Here is a 17,563-nt window from a genome sequence, read left to right on the forward strand (position 1 = left end):
GCCTGTCGAGCATGAATGTGCGAAAATCTGCAACTGACGTCATGCCGCCGTTGCATTCTCCTCGGGTGCATGGAGACGCAGGCGCTTGACGTGCGTCTCGTCGGCATCGGTGACCTCTATCCGCCAGCCGCTCGGGTGTTCGAGCACCCTCCCGACCGCGGGCACCTGTTCGGCCAGGACGAAGGCGAGCCCGCCCAGCGTATCGACCGATTCCTCGACCTCGGCGAGCGCGGGCGAGACATGTTCGGCGACATCGTCGAGCTCGGCGCGGGCGTCGCAGTCCCACATGCCCTCGCCGATATCGACGATCCATTCCTCGGGCGTTTCGTCGTGCTCGTCCTCGATCTCGCCGACGATCTCCTCGACCAAATCCTCGATCGTGATGAGTCCGTCGGTGCCCGAAAATTCGTCGACCACCACCGCCAGATGCATGCGCTGCGCGCGCATGTCGGCGAGCACGTCGAGCGCATTGCGCGTCTGCGGGACATAGAGCGGCTGGCGCATCAGCACGGTCCAGTCCCCCGGCGGCGTCTCGCCCCGCGCGAGGATGGTGAAGACGTCCTTGATGTGGATCATGCCGATCACGTCGTCGAGCTGGTCACGATAGACCGGCATGCGCGAATGGCCGTGTTCGGCGAAGGTCTCGACCAGCTCGTCCCAGCTGGCCTTGGCGTCGATCGCGATGATCTCGCCGCGCGGCACGGCGACGTCGTCGGCATCATGCTCGGAGAAGTGCAGCAAATTGCGCAGCATCTGGCGCTCGACCAGCGAGAGGTCGCCGGTCGCACCATTGCTGGGCGCATCGTCGCCGTTCTCGCCCTCGTGCTCGTCGATCGCCTCTTCCAGCTGCGCACGCAGCGAGCGTTCGCCGTAATCGGGGTCGAAGAATTTCCGGATCGCGAGCATCAGCCCGCTGCTACTCTCCGCATCTCCTGCGGGTGATGACGAATCGGGCATGGCCCTAACAATGCACTCCAGTCAGTTGCGATCCCCATATGGGTCGGCGATGCCCAGTTTTGCAAGCGCTGCGATTTCGAGCGCTTCCATCGCCTCGGCCTGCTCGTCCGAATCGACATGATCGTGGCCGGCGAGATGGAGCAGGCCGTGGACGATCAGATGCGTGGCGTGATCGGCGAGGCTCGCGCCCTTCTCCTCCGCTTCCCGCGCGCAGGTGCTATAGGCCAGCGCGAGGTCGCCGAGCATTTCGGGCGGTCCCTCAGGCCCCAGGGCAAGCAGGTCCTCGCGCTCGAGCATCGGGAAGGACAGCACATTGGTCGGCTTGTCCTTGCCGCGCCATTCCCGGTTGAGGACGTGAACCTCCTCGTCGCTGGTGAACAGCAGCGAAGCGGTCAGGCGCGGGTTGGCGAGCGCGGGTTCGACCTGCGCCGTTGCCTCGTGTGCCTGTTCCGCCAGCCGGTCCCAATCGGTGCCGTCCGGCCAGCCATCAATGGCAATGTCGAGTTCCACTTCAGGCGGTCGGCCCCTCGTAGGCCTCCACGATGCGGCCCACGATCGGGTGGCGCACCACGTCCGCGGCGGTGAAGCGGATCGTGCCGAAGCCCTCGACGCCCTCGAGCTTGCCGACCGCATCGGCGAGCCCGCTCATGCCGTCGCCGCCGGGAATGTCGACCTGCCGCGGATCGCCGCACACGACCATCCGGCTGTTCTGGCCGAAGCGGGTGAGGAACATCTTCATCTGCTCGCGCGTGGTGTTCTGCGCCTCGTCGAGGATGACGAAGGCATCGGCCAGCGTGCGCCCGCGCATGAAGGCGATCGGCGCGATCTCGATCTCGCCCGAGGCCAACCGCCGCTCGACCTGTTCGGGCGGCATGCAGTCGTAGAGCGCGTCGTAGAGCGGCCGCAGGTAAGGATCGACCTTCTCCTTCATGTCGCCGGGCAGGAAGCCGAGCTTCTCGCCCGCCTCGACCGCCGGGCGGCTGAGGATGAGTCGCTGCACGCTGCCGTTGATCAGCTGCGCAACCGCCTGTGCCACGGCGAGATAGGTCTTGCCCGTCCCCGCCGGGCCGAGCGCGAAGATGATGTCGTCGCGCACCAGGCTGCGCATGTAGATCGCCTGCATCGCGCTGCGCGGCACGATAGTCTTGCGCCGCGTGCGGATCATGATCGGCGGGCCCTTGGGCTCGGCATCGACGATCCCGTCGAGCGTCGGCTCGTCGGACATGGAGATCAGCGCCTCGATCGCGCCCTGGTCGAGATCCTGCCCGATGGCGAGCTTGTCGTACATCGCCTTGAGGACGTCGCGCGCGCGGGCGACGCTGTCTTCGGGACCCTCGATATGCAGCTCGTTGCCGCGCGCCGCGATGAACACGCCGAGGCGGTTTTCGACCTGGACGAGATTGGCATCGAACTGGCCGAAGAGCGCGCCGAGCAGGCTCTGGTTGTCGAAGCTGAGATCGACCTGTGCGCGGCGCACTTCGCGCTGCGGGGACGGCGGCGGGGTGAAGGACTGTGCGGCCTTCGGTGCGGGTTTGCGAGCCATATGCTCCTTTCCTGTCCGACTCGGAATGTAGGCTTCATCCCGCGCTAGGCAAGCTGGCGACCACGCGAAGGCGGTGGATAGTCACTCGATCGTAACGCTGGACGCCGCGCGCAGCGCCTTGAAAGGCCAAGCGAATAGCCCGGTCGGGCCAGAGCTACGCCGCCACCGTCTCGCGCAGGTGCCCGGCGAGCGAATTGGGACCCGCCTCGACCAGCTCGACCTGCACCAGGTCGCCGATCGCCACATCGCCTTCGAACCAGGCGCTCTGCAGCCAGGGGGTCTTGCCGAGCCACTGGCCGGGATGCTTGCCCTTGCGCTCGACGAGGACCTCGCAGGTGCGCCCAACGCTCGCCTCGTTGAAGGCGAGCTGGTCGCGATTGAGCGCGGCCTGGAGGCGCTGGAGGCGCTCGTCCATGACCTCTTTCGCGACCTGCCCGTCCATCGTCGCGGCGGGCGTGCCGGGGCGCGGCGAATACTTGAAGCTGAAGGCCTGCGCATAGCCGACGGCATCGACGAGCTTCAGCGTCTCTTCGAACTCGGCATCGGTCTCGCCGGGGAAGCCGACGATGAAGTCGCCGCTCATCGCAAGGTCGGGCCGCGCGGCGCGGAAGCGTTCGAGCAGGCGGAGGTAGCTGTCGACCGTGTGGCTGCGGTTCATCGCCTTGAGCACGCGGTCGCTGCCCGCCTGCACCGGCAGATGGAGGAAGGGCATCAGCTTGTCGATCTCGCCATGCGCGGCGATCAGCTCGTTGTCCATATCGGCCGGGTGGCTGGTGGTGTAGCGGATGCGCGCGAGGCCATCGACTTGCGCGAGGTCGCGGATCAGGCCCGCGAGGCCGACGCTGTGTCCTTTGTCGTTCTCGCCGCTCCACGCCGAGACGTTCTGACCGAGCAGCGTGATCTCCTTAGCGCCGGCTTCGACCAGCTTGCGCGCTTCGGTCACCAGGTCGCCGTAGGGGCGCGAGATTTCGGCGCCGCGCGTATAAGGCACCACGCAATAGGTGCAGAACTTGTCGCAGCCTTCCTGCACGGTGAGGAAGGCGGTCGGGCCGATCTTGCGGCGCTCGGGCAGCGCGGCGAACTTGGCGATCGCGGGCATGTCGGTATCGGTCGAGCGTTCGCCCTGCACCGCCTTGTCGAGCATCTCGGGCAGACGGTGATAGGCCTGCGGGCCGACGACCATGCTGACCGCCGGGGCGCGCGCCATGATCTCCTCGCCCTCGGCCTGGGCGACGCAGCCGGCGACCGCGATCATCGGCGCCTTGTCCTGCGTCTTGCCCTTGGTCAGCCGGCCGATGTCCGAATAGACCTTCTCCGCCGCCTTCTCGCGGATGTGGCAGGTGTTGAGCACGACGAGGTCGGCATCCTCGCCTTCCGCCGCAGGCACGATGCCGCGCGCGCCGAGCATCTCGGCCATGCGCTCGCCGTCATAGACGTTCATCTGGCAGCCGAAGCTCTTGACCCGGTAGGTTCTGGGGGAGGTGGTCGGTTTCATGGGAGGGGGCGCTTTAGCGGGATCACTCGGATTCTTCAAACACTCGTGACCTTCTCCAGCGAAGCGCGAGAAACGCGATCACCACGAACGCCAGCCACCCCATCCAAATCGGCCAGAGCATGGCTACTACGTTGAGAAAGAAGGACAGCGAGCCGCCTTCGGCCTCGATCTTCGGATGTGCCCCCTGCAGTAGAGCCACGGACCAATAGACGATCGTATAGAACGCCAAAGGTAAAAGGGCAGCACCGATCCAAATCGATGCCACCCTGCTCATTACCCAACTGTCGCCTTGACGATCTTGCCCGGCTCGCGCGGGGGTTCGCCCTTGGGCAGCGCGTCGACATGTTCCATGCCGCTCTCGACCTGGCCCCAGACGGTGTACTGGCCGTCGAGGAACTCGGCGTCGTCGAAGCAGATGAAGAACTGGCTGTTGGCGCTGTCGGGCACCTGTGTGCGGGCCATCGAGCAGGTGCCGCGGGTGTGCGGTTCGCTGTTGAATTCGGCCTTGAGGTCGGGCTTTTCGCTGCCGCCCATGCCGGTGCCGGTCGGATCGCCGCCCTGCGCCATGAAGCCGGGGATCACGCGATGGAACACCACGCCGTCGTAAAAGCCTTCGTTGGCGAGCGTGGTGATCCGCTCGACATGGCCCGGCGCGAGGTCGGGGCGCAGCTTGATCACCACGTCCTTGTTTTCGCCGTCGCCGGTATCGAGGGTGAAGGTCAGCTTGTCGGCCATGGATCGTTTCTCCTGTAATTCGATTGGCGCCTACATAGGGATTGTGGCCGCGGAGTCACCAGCCGAGTGACACCTGTTGCTTGCTTTATGCGCCGCCCTGCCTAGACCGCTCGCATGGTCGACGAGACGCCCCTCCACGAAGACGACGTCATGCTGGCGGAACCGTCGGTGGAGGAAGGCCGTCCCGACGACCGCATCGACGACGAGCGGATGGACGAGGAGAACAACCTCAAGCCCGAGTTCGTCCGCGCCGTGGCCGATGCGCTCGAGGACGAGGACGCACAGGCGGTCTACGACCTCGTCGAACCGCTGCACCCGGCCGACATCGCCGACCTCATCGAGCTGATGGACAAGGAGGACCGTGCGGTCCTCGCCGCCTCGATCACCGATCTGATGAGCGGCGAGGTGATCGCCGAGCTCAACGACCACGTCCGCGAGGACATGATGGAGGCGCTGCCCGCCGAGGCGGTGGCGCAGATCGTCGAGCAGCTCGAGACCGACGACGCGGTCCAGCTGATCGAGGACCTCGACGAGGCCGACCAGCGCGCCGTGCTCGCCGAGATCGAGCTCGAGGACCGGATCGCGATCCAGTCCGCCCTCGCCTATCCCGAGGAAACCGCCGGGCGCCTGATGAGCCGCGAGCTGGTGGCGGTGCCCGAGCACCTGACCGTCGGCGATCTCATCGACTACCTTCGCGACAGCAGCGACCTGCCCGACGAATTCTACGAGATCTTCGTGGTCGACGAGAAGCACCACCCGGTCGGTACCTGCGCGCTGAGCTGGATCATGCGCGCGCCGCGGGCGATCCCGCTGGCCGACGTGATGAAGCGCGACCAGACGCTGATCCCCGTCACGCTCGACCAGGAAGAGGTCGGCCTGATGTTCCAGAAGTACAATCTCATCAGCGCCGCCGTGGTCGACGAGAACGAGCGGCTGGTCGGCCAGATGACGGTCGACGACGTCGTCCACATCATCTCCGAAGAGGCCGGCGAGGACGCGCTGCTGATGAGCGGTGCGGGCGACGGCGACATCAACGAGCCGATCCGCGAGGCCTATTCGGCGCGCGTGCGCTGGCTGGTCGCCAATCTCGGCACCGCGCTGGTCGCCTCGCTGATCATCGCCATGTTCGGCGCCGCGATCGAGCAATTGGTCGCGCTCGCCGTGCTGATGCCGATCGTCGCCAGCATCGGCGGCAATGCCGGCACGCAGACCATGGCGGTGACCGTGCGCGCGATCGCCACCAACCAGCTGACCCGCAGCAACACGCGGCGCATATTGTGGCGCGAGATGCGCGTCGCGCTGCTCAACGGCGCGACCGTGGCGACGCTGGTAGGCATCGCCACCGCGCTGATCTTCACCCCGCAGCTGGGCGGGGTGATCGCGCTGGCCATGGTCATCAACGTGGCGATCGCCGGATCGGCCGGGGTGCTGGTGCCGGTGGGCTTCGACCGGCTCGGGCAGGACCCGGCGGTGGCCTCCTCGGTCTTCGTCACGATGATCACCGATTCGATGGGCTTCTTCGCCTTTCTCGGGCTCGCGGTGGCGAGCGGGATCGTCGGCTGATTTCCTACGACATGGACCGGGTGTTACACGGTCCAATGCGGAAAAACCTGCGGGCTGAAAATGCACCGCAAAGCCGCGGAAATGCGGGGTTTGGAAGGGCAGAGATGCGTGCATCGGTGCATCCTGCCACCGACGGTCCAATGTAGGAAAGCGGTGATTTTCCCACCCCTCTCCCGTCGCCCCGGACCTGATCCGGGGCGGTGCTTCTTCTTCGCCAGCGGTCCGGGATCCCATAGCCAGCCCCGACCCCGGCTCGGAGGCCGGGGTGACGCTGGAGTTGAGGTTTCGCAAGTATCCTCTACATCACCCCCATGCCGCTCAATCTGACCAAGATCGCCTTCGGCGCGCAAAGCTATGGCGATATCGAAAGCTGGTACGCGCAGCGGCGCAGCCCCAATCTCACCACGCGCTATCGCCCGACCAAGTGGGAGCAGTGCATCGGCGGCTCGCTCTACTGGATCCACCAGCACGCCATCGTCGCGCGAAGCGAGATCATCGGTTTCAGCGAGACGAAGGACGGGCGCTGGTCGATCGACCTCAAGCCCGAGCTGATCCGCGTCCACCCGCGCCCCAAGCGTGCGCACCAGGGCTGGCGCTATCTCAAGGGCGATCCGCCGCGCGATCTCGCCGAGGGCGAGGACATCGGCGACGCCCTGCCCGGCAAGCTGGCGGGCAAGCTCGAACGGCTCGGGCTTATCTAGCCGCCGCGCAGGCGGGCGATCACGTCGCGCACGTCCATGTCGTCGTCGACGCCATAGGCGGCATAGCTTTCGTGCAGCGCCTCGATGCGCTCGTCGATGCGCTTGAGGTTGCTCCGGTGGCTGACGACGAAACGCCTGCGGGCGAGGAGTTGCGGGACGACGATCGCGGCGTATTCGTCGACATCCATGCCGTGGCGCATGACTGCGGGATCGCCCAGCGGGGTGAAGACCCAGCCGGGGATGACCAGCCCGGCGTGGATGTGTTCGGGCAGGTCTTCGCGCAGGCTTTCGGTCATGCCGAGCACTGCGTGCTTCGCCGCAATATAGGCGGCGGTGTGAGGAACCGCGCAGAAGAGGCTGTTTTCACTTCCGGTATTGTAGATCGCGCCCGGAAGGTCCTGCGCGATCATGCGCGGTGCGAAGGCGCGGCAGCCGTGCCAGGCGCCCCAGAAATTGATGTCGAAATGGCGGCGCGCTTCGGCGGGATCGACCTCCCACAAGCGGCCGCGCGGCGCGCCGACCCCGGCATTGTTGAGCAGCAGTTCGACCGTGCCGAGCCGCTCGAAAGCCGCATCGGCGAGCGCTTCGACCTGGCCCGGCTCGGCGACGTCGCAGGGCTGCGCCAGCGCACCCTCGATTGAGGCTACCGCTTGATCGAGCCTCTCTCCGGGCAGGTCCGCCAGCATGACGCGGACGCCGCGGCCCGCGAGCAGCTTCGCGATGGCGAGGCCGATACCCGAGGCGCCGCCGGTGATGACGGCACTCGCGGGCAGCCACTCGCTCACGCGGGCACTTTCTCCGCCACCCGCCGCAGCGCGGTGGCATAGGCTTCGGGTGGCTGCGCGCCGGGGATCATGAATTTGTGTTCGACCACCATCGCGGGGACGCCCGTGATGTTGAGGTCCCAGGCGGCGCGCTCCTCGGTGCGGACCTTGTGCGCCCATTCCTCGCTCGCCAGCGCGGCTTCGGCTTCCCCGCGGTCGAGGCCGACGCCCGCCGCCACGTCGAGCAGCACACCCTCGTCGTCGATCTCCCGCCGGAGGTTGAAATGCGCCCGGAACAGCGCGAGCTTGAGCTCGGTCTGCTTCTCGGGCCCGAAAGTCTCGCCCGCCCAGGTCAGCAGCTTGTGCGCCTTGAAGGTGTTCCACATCCAGCGCTGCGGCTCGGGCGCGGGCCCCTCGTAATCGAGCGAGACACCGGCACCCTGCGCGGCTTCGCGCATGCGGCCCTGCACCGCCTTCGACTGTTCGGGGGTCGAGCCGTATTTGCGCGCGATATGCGCGGTGCTCTCCTCGCCCTCGCGCGGCATGTCGGGATTGAGTTCGAAGGCGTGCCAGCGGATGTCCGCCTCGATCTCGCCCTCGAGCTGTTCGAGGCCCTTCTGCAGATTGCCCCAGCCGACCAGGCACCACGGGCACATGACGTCGGACCAGATGTCGATCCGCAAGGTTCTCGGTTCGCTCATGTCTTCACCCACCACTGCATCAGGTGATGCGCTATAGCATGCGGCGGCGGGGCGACGAAGGGACCCTCGCCCGCGAGCGCGCTCTCGACCTCTGCGCGCGTGTAGAAGACCACCTCGGCCATTTCGGTCTCGTCGATCGTCAGATCGTCGCTGTCGGCATGCGAGTGGCAGCCGATCATCAGCTGACTCGGGAAAGGCCAGGGCTGGCTCGCGACATAGGTGACGTCGCGCACGACCACGCCCGCTTCCTCGAGCACTTCGCGGGCGACTGCCTCCTCGATGCTCTCGCCCGGTTCGACGAAGCCGGCGAGCGCGGAGAAGCGGCCCTCGGGCCAGCCGAGACCGCGCCCCAGCATCAGCCGCCCTTCATGCTCGACCAGCATGATCGTGACCGGGTCGGTGCGCGGGAAATGGCTCGCGCCGCAGGCGGTGCAGTCGCGCTGCCAGCCGCCCTTGGCGAGCTTTGTGTCACCCCCGCATTGCGCGCAGAAGCGGTGCCGCGCGTGCCAGTCGACAAGGCTGCGCGCACCGCCGTAGAGCGCGAGGTCGTCGGGCTTCAGCGTGGCCATCAGCGACCATAGCTGCGGGTTGGCCATGCGCGGGCTGGCATCGCCGCGTGGCGGGACCGCGGCGAAGCAGGCTTTCCCTTCGTCGAGCCCGAGGAAGCACAGTTCGGCATCCTCGGCGGCATCGGCGAGCGTGCCCCAGGCGAGCCGCCCCTCGTCGTCGAGCGCGGGCATCAGCCCGTCAAGCGCGAGCAGCCGCGCCTTCCAGTTCATGTAGCCGGCCAGCCGCTCGGGATCGGCCCGGACGTGGTCGGCGCGATCGAGGCGCGAGCCGGTAAAGGAGAGCACCGCTTAGCTCTTCGCTCCCTGCATCGCGGCGAGATCGGCCACCACCGCCTGGGGGAAGGCCTCGTGGATCGGATAGGCCTCGGACGGCATGTATTGCGTCATCAGATTGGCGCGCAGGCCGGCCTTGAAATTGACGAAGGCGACCGTGCCCGCCGCGCCGCCCCAGCCATAGGCGCCGTCGGTCACGCGGCCGCCGGCGCCGAAGCCCTGCCCTTCGACCCAGGTGCCCTGGGTGGTGGCGGTCTCGGGCAGCAGGTTCGAGGTGCCGACGCGCACCGCCAGTTCGCCCATCACGCGCTTGCCGTCGATCTTGCCGTAGCCGAGCAGCATGCGCAGGAAGCGGTCGTAGTCGCGCGGGCTCGAGACGAGCCCGGCCCCGCCCATCGGGAAGGGTGGCACGTCGAGATAGATCGAGGCCTTGGCCGGGTCGATCGGCAGCGGCACGCCATTGGCGATGCCGTAATTGGTGGTGAAACGATCGACCGCATTTTGCGGAACGGTGAAGAAGGTGCTGGTCATCCCCGCAGGTTCGAAGATGCGCTGCTTGAGGAAAGCGTCGAACTTCTGCCCGCTGGCGACCTCGATCACGCGGCCGAGCAGGTCGAGCCCGACCGAATAGCTCCACTTGGTGCCCGGCTGAAGCACGAGCGGCGCCCTGGCGAGACGCTCGGCAAACACGTCGAGGCCCTGGACCGCCACCGCGCGGCCGAGCCCGGGGATCGGCAGGCGACTGACCTGACCTGGGATCAGGCCCTGCTCTTCATAGAGCTTCTGGATCGGACCCTTCTGGACGATGCCGTAGCCGAGCCCCGCGGTATGCGTCATCAGCATGCGCACGGTTATCGGGCGCTCGGCCGGGACGAGATCGGTGATCGACCCGTCATAGGTCTTCTGCACCATCATCTTCGAATAGGCCGGGATCAGATCGGCAATCGGCTGGTCGAGCCCGAGCTTGCCCTCGTCGATCAGCATCATCGCGGCCATGCCGGTGATCGGCTTGGTCATCGAATAGACGCGATAGAGGCTGTCGGCATCGGCCTGCGCGGTGCCGCCAAGTGCCAGCGTCCCCTCGGCGATGGTCAGCGGATCGCGCTGGCCCCAGCCGAGCGTGGCGACCATGTTGGCGACCTTGCGCTCGGAGACGTATTTGTCGACCATGCTGCGGACATTGGTCCAGCCTGCCGGTGTCCCCTGGGCGAAGGCCATGCGCCCCATCGGGTGGCCCGCCAGCGCCGCCCCGGCGGTGAGCCAGGCACCCCCGCGCAGCAGCGCGCGGCGGGACATCTGCGGGGTGTCGAACTCGCGATAGGCCATTCTCGTCTCTCCGGATTTGCGATTGGCGGGGTTTTTGCGGGAGCGTCGGCGAAGCGTCAATTGCCAATTGAAACTGTTGCAATCGGCAAGTGTGCTATTCATATAGGACACATGCTCAACATCGTTTCGATCCTGATCGGCCTCGTCTGCCTGATCCTCGCGATCCCGCTCCAGCTGCCGATTCTCGGCCTCGGCCTTTGGCTCGTCCTGCCCGTCGCCGTGGTCGGTGCGGTGGTCGGCGGGCTGTCGTCGAAGAACGCGGGGCGCAACCTCAACCTGCTGGTGATCGGGATCATCGCCGTCCGCCTGTCGATCACCGGCGGCCTGTTCTAGGCCAGCGCCAGCCGCGCCGCCTTGGCGAAGAGCGTCGGCAGGCCCGCCTCCTCGATCCGCTCGAGCGGCCACCATTCGCCCGCGCCGTCCGGATCGCGTTCGACGCTTGCCGAGAGCACCGACAGCTCGAGCGCAAAGTGCGTGAAGCTGTGCCGCACCAGCCCGGCGCTATCCCATGACGCGTCGAGCGGAGCTTCGCCGGTGCCGTTGCCGCGCGCGCTCCAGCCGTCGTCGGGCAGCGCGCGCATGCCGCCGAGCATGCCCTGCCCGGCGCGTCGGACCAGCCACACCGCGCCCTCGCGCTCGATCCAGAAGGCCTGCCCCTGCCGCACGGGCTTCGGCTTCTTCGCGGCCTTGATCGGAAGCCGCGCCGGATCGCCTGCGGCCCGGCCCTCGCAGACCTCCGACAGCGGACACAGCAGGCACTTGGGATCGCGCGCGGTGCAGATGGTCGCGCCCAGATCCATCATCGCCTGCGCGAAGTCGCCCGCGCGGTCGTCAGGCGTCACCTCGTCGGCCCGCTGCCTGATCGCCTTGCGCGCGGCGGGCAGCGGCTCCTCGACCGCGAAGAGCCGCGCGACCACGCGTTCGACATTGGCATCGACAACCACCGCACGCTCACCGAAGGCGATCGCCGCGATCGCCGCGGCGGTATAGGCACCCAGCCCCGGCAGCTCGCGCAAGCCGGCCTCGGTTTCGGGAAAACCGCCCCGCTCGGCGACGGCAGCAGCGCATTTCACCAGATTGCGGGCGCGCGAGTAATATCCCAGCCCCGCCCATGCTGCCATGACGTCCGCCTCGGGCGCGGCGGCGAGCGCCTCGACACTCGGCCAACGTGTGGTGAAGGCCGCGAAATAGGGCTTCACCGCAGCAACCGTCGTCTGCTGCAGCATCACTTCGGAAAGCCACACGCGATAGGGGTCGGGCGCCGGCTCACCGGGCCGCGCACGCCATGGCAGATCGCGCGCATGGGCATCGTACCAGTCGAGAAGCAGGTCGGAGACGGTGGCGGCCACGGCCCGCCTATGGCATGAGCACTCGCACAATGGAACGCGACAAGACGAAATCGGGCAAGCCCGCGAAGGCCTACACCCGCCCGCGCGGCGGCGGTGCGCGGGCGATCAGCGACCTCATGCCGCAGATCGGGCGCAGCGCCTTTCGCCGCTTCGGCTTCGTCCAGTCGTCGGTGATCAGCCGCTGGCCCGAGATCGTCGGCGAAATCCATGCGCGCGTCTGCACCCCCGAAATGATCCGCTTTCCCCCCGGCGAGAAGTCCGAGGGAATCATGCACCTGGTGGTGAAGCCCGCGCACGCGCCGCTGGTCCAGCAGGTCATCCCCGAGATCGTCGAGCGGGTGAACCGCTTCTTCGGCTATCGCGCGGTCGCGCGGATCAAACTGCGGCAAGGCGCGGTTAAGCCGCCCCCGGGCAGGGACAAGCCCAAAGCGCCGCCGTCGCTCAAGCCGATTCCGATGGAATTGGGCGACAGTCTGCGCGATATTGGAGACCCCGAGCTGAGGACCGTGCTCGAATCGCTCGCACGCAGCCTCGGGTCGCAAGAAGACGGGAACGAGGACAGGTGACGATCAACACGGGAATCCTGAAGGCGCTGGCACTGGCGAGCGCAGTCCCCCTGGCCATCGCGGCGGGCGCGGCGGACAAGCCGATCCTGCCCGGCGGCAATTGGGCCGGCATGCTGACCGAAACCGAAGGCGGCCATCTGTTCGGCAATCCGCAGGCCAAGACCAAGCTGGTCGAATTCATGAGCTATACCTGTTCGCACTGCGCCCATTTCGCGCAGACCGGCGACGGCGCGATCAAGATCGCCTATGTCCCGACCGGCAGGATCAGCTACGAAATCCGCCACCTGATCCGCGATCCGGTGGACCTGACCGCCGCGCTGCTGACCCAGTGCGGCGATGCCAAGAAGTTCGGCGGCAATCACGATGCGATCATGTATCGCTACGACGAGTGGATCGAGAAGGCGCGCACCGCGACCCGGGCGCAGCAATCGCGCTGGCAGTTCGGTTCGCTGTCGGCGCGGTTGCAGGCGATCGCCAGTGATCTCGATTTCTACGACATCATGGAGAGGCGCGGTTACACCCGCGCTCAGCTCGACAAGTGCCTGTCGGACGAGGCCCAGGCCCGTGCCATCGCCGAGACCTCGGCCGCCGACGTCCGCAAATACGGCCTCACCGGCACGCCCAGCTTCATCCTCGACGGCACGCTGCTCGACGCGCATGACTGGAATTCGCTCGAGCCGCAGCTCAAGAAAGCGCTCTGAGGCCGCCAGTATCCGCCTTTTCGGGGGAAAGGCCTGTGGAAACGCCCAACCGCGCCTTCCCCTGCCCGCGCGCCCTGCCCTAGCCTAATCCGTCCAGACACGAGGAATCCGATGACCAAGACCCTGCGTTTCGCCCTTGCCGCCCCACTCGCCCTCGCACTGGCCGCCTGCGGCTCGTCGACGACTGAAGAGACCGGCGAAATCCAGGGCGACGCGATCGCCGCGATCCCCGCGCCCGAGGGCACCGAGTGGCGCACGACCGCAGCGATGACCGAAGACGGCGGCGTGCTGGTCGGCAATCCCGACGCCCCGCTCAAGCTCATCGAATACGGCTCGCTCACCTGCCCGACCTGCGCGCGCTTCTCGCTCGAAGGCAGCGAGCCGCTGCACGACTATATCGACACCGGCGTGGTCAGCTTCGAGCTGCGCCAGTATGCGATCCACGGCCCGATCGACCTGCTGCTCGGCCGGCTGACGCAATGCGGCCCAGTCGAGGCGGTCGTCCCGCTCTCGGACCAGGTGTGGCAGAATTACGAGACCATCATGGAGCCGATCCAGACCAACCAGGCGGTGTTCGAACAGGCGATGAGCCTGCCGATCGAGCAGCGCTTCGTGGCGGCAGCCGAGCAGCTCGGCTATCTCGACTTCTTTGCCGCACGCGGGATCAGCGAAGACCAGGGTCGCCAGTGCCTCGCGGATACCGCCAAGCTGACCGAGCAGGCCGATTTCACGCAGAAATACGGCAATGAATTCAACATCACCGGCACGCCGACCTTCAAGCTGAACGGCCGCGACGTCGATGCCAACACCTGGGCCGCGCTGGAACCCATCCTCCAGCGCGCCGGCGCCAGGTAAGGCGCAACGGGGGGCGCGGCGACGATGGAGATTTCGAAGCTCAAGCTGAGTGGCTTCAAGAGCTTCGTCGAACCCGCCACGCTGCATATCGAGCCGGGGCTGACGGGCGTCGTCGGCCCCAACGGCTGCGGCAAGTCAAATTTGCTCGAAGCGATCCGCTGGGTGATGGGCGAGAATTCGCCCAAATCGATGCGCTCGGGCGGGATGGAAGATGTCATCTTCGCCGGCACGCAGAGCCGCCCGCAGCGCGATTTCGCCGAGGTCGTGCTTCACGGCGCCGACGACGAGGGCGACGAGATGGAGGTCGTCCGCCGGATCGAGCGCGGCGCGGGCAGCGCCTACCGCCTCAACGGACGCGACGTGCGTGCCAAGGACGTCGCGCTGATCTTCGCCGATGCAGCCACCGGCGCGCACAGCCCGGCGCTGGTCAGCCAGGGCAAGATCGCGCAGGTCATCGCCGCCAAGCCGGTCGAACGGCGCCAGATGCTCGAAGAGGCGGCGGGGATCGCCGGCCTGCATGTCCGGCGCCGCGATGCGGAAAGCAAGCTGCGCCAGACCGAGACCAATCTCGAGCGGCTCGAGGACATCATGGCCGGGCTCGACAGCCAGATCGCCTCGCTTCGCCGGCAGGCCAAGCAGGCCGAGCGCTACAAGAAGCTGTCCGACGAGATCAGGACCGCCGAGGCACGGCTTGTGTTCGCCCGCTGGCGCGATGCAGCGACAGCCGCGGCGGAAGCTAAGCAGGCCGCATCGGCCGCAGAGGCCCGCGTGGTCGAGGCGCAGAAATCCGCCGACGAAGCGCAGAAGGCGCAGCGCGCGGCAGCCGAAGCGCTCGCCGAAGCACGCGAGGAACAGGCGGACCGGCGCGACGACGCCAGCGCGCACGGCCACCGCATGGCGGCGCTCACCAGCCAGCTCGAGGCCGCCGAACAGCGGCTCGCCGACCTCGACCGGCAGAAGGCGCGGCTGGAGGCCGATCGGGGCGATGCCGACCGGCTGACCAAGGATGCCGCCGAGGCGCTCTCGCGGCTCGAACGCGAACTGGCGCAGAGCGAGAAGGCGCTGGCGGGCGACGAGGAGGGGCGCCCCGCGCTCGAACGCGCACGCGAACAGGCCGAGCGCGACAGCCGCGCCGCCGAACTCGCGCTCGCCAAGGCGACTGCCGACAATGCCGGGGTCGAGGCCGAATGGCGCGTCGCCGAGGCCGAGGTCGCGCAGGCCAAGGCGCGGCTCGACCGCGTCGAAGCCGAGGGTCGGCGCATGGCCGACCAGCGCGCCGCGCTGGCGGGCGAGGATCCCGATGCCGATGTCGATGCGGCGAAGGCGGCCGCCGAGGAGGCAGGCGAGACGCTGACCGAGCTGCGGGCGAAACTGGAAGGCATGCAGGCGCGCAAGGCCGAGCTGCAGGCCGCGCGCGACGAGGCCTCTTCCGCGCTCGCCGAAGCCAAGGCCGAACTGTCGGGCGTGCAGCGCGAATGGGAGGCTCTCACGCGCGACCGCGAGGCGCGCGAACGCGCGGCGGCGAAACGCAGCGGGCGCCAACAGGCGATCGACGGCGTGCGCGCCGCCAAGGGCTACGAGCGTGCGGTCGCCGCGGCGCTGGGGCGCGACGGCAAGGCCTTGCTCGGCCTGCCTGACGGGGATGCCGAGGGCCGCTATTGGACCGGAGCCGAGGCGCCCTCGCCCGTGTCCGACAGCCTCTCCGATCATGTCGAGGCCTGCCCCGAGGAACTGCGCGCACTGCTCGCGCTGGTGCATGTCTCCGACGAGGATGACGGGCGCGCGCTCGCCCCGGGTCATGCGCTGGTCACGCTGGGCGGGCAGTTGCGCCGCTGGGACGGGCTCTTCGTGCGCGGCGAAGGCTCGGCGGAAGCAGCACGGCTCGAGGCAGAGAACCGCTTCGCCGAACTCGACGCGCGCCTCCCCGCGCTGCGCGAGGCCACCGAAACAGCGCAAGCCGCTCTCGACAGCGCGGGCGAGGAGCTGGCGCAAGTGCAGCGCGATCTCGTCGCGGCCGAGCGTGCGCTCGCAGGCGCAGCGGAGGCGGAGCGGCAGGCACTGCGCGCGCTCGACCAGGCCGAGGCGGCGCGCGAAAGGCTCGCGGCGCGGCTTGCCGAACTCGATCGCAGCGAGGCCGAGCACGCCGAACTCATCGCCGCGGCGCGTTCCGACCTTGCAGCAGCCGAAGGCAAGCGCGACGCCCTGCCCGACCCTGCCGCCGGGCGCGCCGCGCTCGAGGCCGCGCGAGCGAAGAACGAGGCCGCGCGCACCACGCTGCAGGCACGTGCCGCCGAGCTGGCGAGCCACGACCAGGCACTGGCGGTGGCGCGCGAACGCGCTTCGGCGCAGCGCAGCGACATCGCCAATTGGCAGGCACGCAGCGGCGACGCCGCGCGGCGCCTCTCCGAAATGGATATCCGTGCCGAGGAGATCGAGGAGGAGCGTGCGGTCACCACCGCCAAGCCCGAGGGGCTGATGCGCGAGATCGAACAGGGCGACCAGGTCCGCGAGCGGCTGACGCGCGATCTCGCTGCGGCGGAAAAGGCCGTCGCCGAGGCCAATGCGCAAGCGCAGGAAGCCGATCGCACGTTCGCCGCCGCCAATGAGGCGCTGGCCGAAGCGCGCGAAAGCCGCGCCGGCCTGACCGAGCGTGCCGAAAACCAGGACGGTCGGCGGATCGAGATGGCGCGCGTCTCTGGTGAGCGCTTCCAGTGCCCGCCCCCGCTGCTGCCAGAGCGCTTCGCCTTCGAGGAAGAGGCGATCCGCGCCGCCGAGGCGGAGAGCGCGGAGATGGACCGCCTCACAGCCAGCCGCGAGCGGATCGGCCCCGTCAATCTCGTCGCGGCGGAGGAACTCGAACGGATCGAGAGCGAGCACGGCTCGAACGCCGCCGAGCAGGAAGAGCTACGCGAGGCGGTCAGCCGCCTGCGCGGGTCGATCGGCAATCTCAACCGTGAAGGCCGGGAGCGGCTGCGCGCCGCCTTCGAGCAGGTCAACGATCACTTCAAGCGGCTCTTCACCCGCCTCTTCGAGGGCGGCGAGGCGCACCTTGCGCTGATCGACAGCGACGATCCGCTCGAGGCGGGGCTCGAGATCTTCGCCCAGCCGCCGGGCAAGAAGCTGCAGTCGCTCACGCTGCTCTCGGGGGGCGAGCAGGCGCTGACCGCGACCGCGCTGATCTTCGCGCTGTTCCTCACCAACCCCGCGCCGATCTGCGTGCTCGACGAGGTCGACGCACCGCTCGACGATGCCAATATCGACCGCTTCTGCGACCTGCTCGACGCGATGACGCGCGAGACCAGGACCCGCTATCTCATCGTCACGCACAATGCAGTGACCATGAGCAGGATGCATCGCCTGTTCGGCGTCACAATGATCGAAAGAGGCGTCAGCCGTCTGGTCAGCGTCGATCTGGGCGGAGCGGAAGAATTGCTGGCGGCGGAATAGCGCCCGCGCTTCGCCGGA

18 protein-coding genes are annotated in these 17,563 nt (G+C 67.9%); 7 read left to right on the top strand and 11 right to left on the bottom strand.

The features are described 5' to 3' along the window. Positions 1-39: 39 nt before the first annotated feature. From K3181_RS02105 to K3181_RS02130, 6 genes are all read right to left on the bottom strand, one after another. Complete coding sequence (locus tag K3181_RS02105; RefSeq protein WP_221600354.1) at positions 40-957, bottom strand: hemolysin family protein; 918 nt, start codon at positions 955-957, stop codon at positions 40-42. Positions 958-978: 21 nt separating this feature from the next. Beyond that, the gene (ybeY, locus tag K3181_RS02110; protein ID WP_221600356.1) at positions 979-1,467 is read right to left on the bottom strand and encodes an rRNA maturation RNase YbeY; all 489 of its coding nucleotides are present in this window, start codon (positions 1,465-1,467) and stop codon (positions 979-981) included. 1 nt (position 1,468) lies between these two features. Beyond that, on the bottom strand, positions 1,469-2,500 hold the full coding sequence (locus K3181_RS02115; RefSeq protein ID WP_247714834.1) for a PhoH family protein: 1,032 nt from the start codon (positions 2,498-2,500) through the stop codon (positions 1,469-1,471). A 154-nt stretch (positions 2,501-2,654) separates the two neighbouring features. Further along, on the bottom strand, positions 2,655-3,995 hold the full coding sequence (gene miaB / locus K3181_RS02120) for a tRNA (N6-isopentenyl adenosine(37)-C2)-methylthiotransferase MiaB (protein ID WP_221600358.1): 1,341 nt from the start codon (positions 3,993-3,995) through the stop codon (positions 2,655-2,657). A 22-nt stretch (positions 3,996-4,017) separates the two neighbouring features. Beyond that, positions 4,018-4,269 carry a hypothetical protein gene (locus K3181_RS02125; protein ID WP_221600360.1) on the bottom strand — a complete coding sequence of 84 codons (252 nt, stop codon included), beginning with the start codon at positions 4,267-4,269 and terminating at the stop codon, positions 4,018-4,020. Further along, a complete protein-coding gene (locus tag K3181_RS02130; protein WP_221600362.1) occupies positions 4,269-4,730 on the bottom strand; it encodes a peptidylprolyl isomerase in 462 nt (153 codons plus the stop codon). The genes K3181_RS02125 and K3181_RS02130 overlap by 1 nt, the downstream gene beginning before the upstream one ends. Before the next feature lie 114 nt (positions 4,731-4,844). Here K3181_RS02130 and mgtE point away from each other — a divergent pair, with 114 nt between their 5' ends. Together mgtE and K3181_RS02140 are read left to right on the top strand one after the other, a co-directional pair. Then, positions 4,845-6,293, top strand: coding sequence for a magnesium transporter (gene mgtE / locus K3181_RS02135; RefSeq protein ID WP_221600364.1), 1,449 nt, complete (start codon positions 4,845-4,847; stop codon positions 6,291-6,293). 311 nt (positions 6,294-6,604) lie between these two features. Further along, positions 6,605-6,994: a DUF1489 family protein gene (locus tag K3181_RS02140; protein ID WP_221600365.1), complete on the top strand. Its 390-nt coding sequence runs from the start codon at positions 6,605-6,607 to the stop codon at positions 6,992-6,994. Here K3181_RS02140 and K3181_RS02145 read toward each other — a convergent pair. The 4 genes from K3181_RS02145 to K3181_RS02160 all read right to left on the bottom strand — a co-directional run bounded on the left by K3181_RS02145 (position 6,991) and on the right by K3181_RS02160 (position 10,627). Further along, on the bottom strand, positions 6,991-7,779 hold the full coding sequence (locus K3181_RS02145; protein WP_221600366.1) for an SDR family NAD(P)-dependent oxidoreductase: 789 nt from the start codon (positions 7,777-7,779) through the stop codon (positions 6,991-6,993). The genes K3181_RS02140 and K3181_RS02145 overlap by 4 nt on opposite strands. Next, positions 7,776-8,459, bottom strand: coding sequence for a DsbA family oxidoreductase (locus K3181_RS02150; RefSeq protein ID WP_221600367.1), 684 nt, complete (start codon positions 8,457-8,459; stop codon positions 7,776-7,778). Before K3181_RS02150 ends, K3181_RS02145 begins: the two co-directional genes overlap by 4 nt. Next, positions 8,456-9,238, bottom strand: a complete 783-nt coding sequence (gene nudC, locus K3181_RS02155; RefSeq protein WP_247714950.1) for an NAD(+) diphosphatase — start codon at positions 9,236-9,238, stop codon at positions 8,456-8,458. The genes K3181_RS02150 and nudC overlap by 4 nt, the downstream gene beginning before the upstream one ends. Before the next feature lie 78 nt (positions 9,239-9,316). Then, on the bottom strand, positions 9,317-10,627 hold the full coding sequence (locus tag K3181_RS02160) for a serine hydrolase domain-containing protein (RefSeq protein WP_221600369.1): 1,311 nt from the start codon (positions 10,625-10,627) through the stop codon (positions 9,317-9,319). Between the two features lie 111 nt (positions 10,628-10,738). On the opposite strand from K3181_RS02160, the gene K3181_RS02165 reads away from it, so the two are divergent. Then, the gene (locus K3181_RS02165; protein ID WP_221600370.1) at positions 10,739-10,960 is read left to right on the top strand and encodes a hypothetical protein; all 222 of its coding nucleotides are present in this window, start codon (positions 10,739-10,741) and stop codon (positions 10,958-10,960) included. Here K3181_RS02165 and K3181_RS02170 read toward each other — a convergent pair. After that, the gene (locus K3181_RS02170; protein WP_221600371.1) at positions 10,957-11,976 is read right to left on the bottom strand and encodes an A/G-specific adenine glycosylase; all 1,020 of its coding nucleotides are present in this window, start codon (positions 11,974-11,976) and stop codon (positions 10,957-10,959) included. The genes K3181_RS02165 and K3181_RS02170 overlap by 4 nt on opposite strands. 14 nt (positions 11,977-11,990) lie before the next feature. Between K3181_RS02170 and K3181_RS02175 the strand changes: the two genes are divergently transcribed. The 4 genes from K3181_RS02175 (at position 11,991) to smc (ending at position 17,545) form a co-directional block, all read left to right on the top strand. Next, on the top strand, positions 11,991-12,542 hold the full coding sequence (locus K3181_RS02175; RefSeq protein WP_370034496.1) for a DUF721 domain-containing protein: 552 nt from the start codon (positions 11,991-11,993) through the stop codon (positions 12,540-12,542). Then, on the top strand, positions 12,539-13,243 hold the full coding sequence (locus K3181_RS02180; protein ID WP_221600372.1) for a thioredoxin domain-containing protein: 705 nt from the start codon (positions 12,539-12,541) through the stop codon (positions 13,241-13,243). The genes K3181_RS02175 and K3181_RS02180 overlap by 4 nt, the downstream gene beginning before the upstream one ends. Positions 13,244-13,354: 111 nt before the next feature. After that, positions 13,355-14,098, top strand: coding sequence for a thioredoxin domain-containing protein (locus tag K3181_RS02185; protein ID WP_221600373.1), 744 nt, complete (start codon positions 13,355-13,357; stop codon positions 14,096-14,098). A gap of 24 nt (positions 14,099-14,122) precedes the next feature. Further along, the gene (smc, locus tag K3181_RS02190) at positions 14,123-17,545 is read left to right on the top strand and encodes a chromosome segregation protein SMC (RefSeq protein WP_221600374.1); all 3,423 of its coding nucleotides are present in this window, start codon (positions 14,123-14,125) and stop codon (positions 17,543-17,545) included. Positions 17,546-17,563 lie beyond the last annotated feature (18 nt).

The sequence above is a fragment of the Qipengyuania mesophila genome (assembly GCF_019711655.1).
Lineage (GTDB): Bacteria > Pseudomonadota > Alphaproteobacteria > Sphingomonadales > Sphingomonadaceae > Qipengyuania > Qipengyuania mesophila.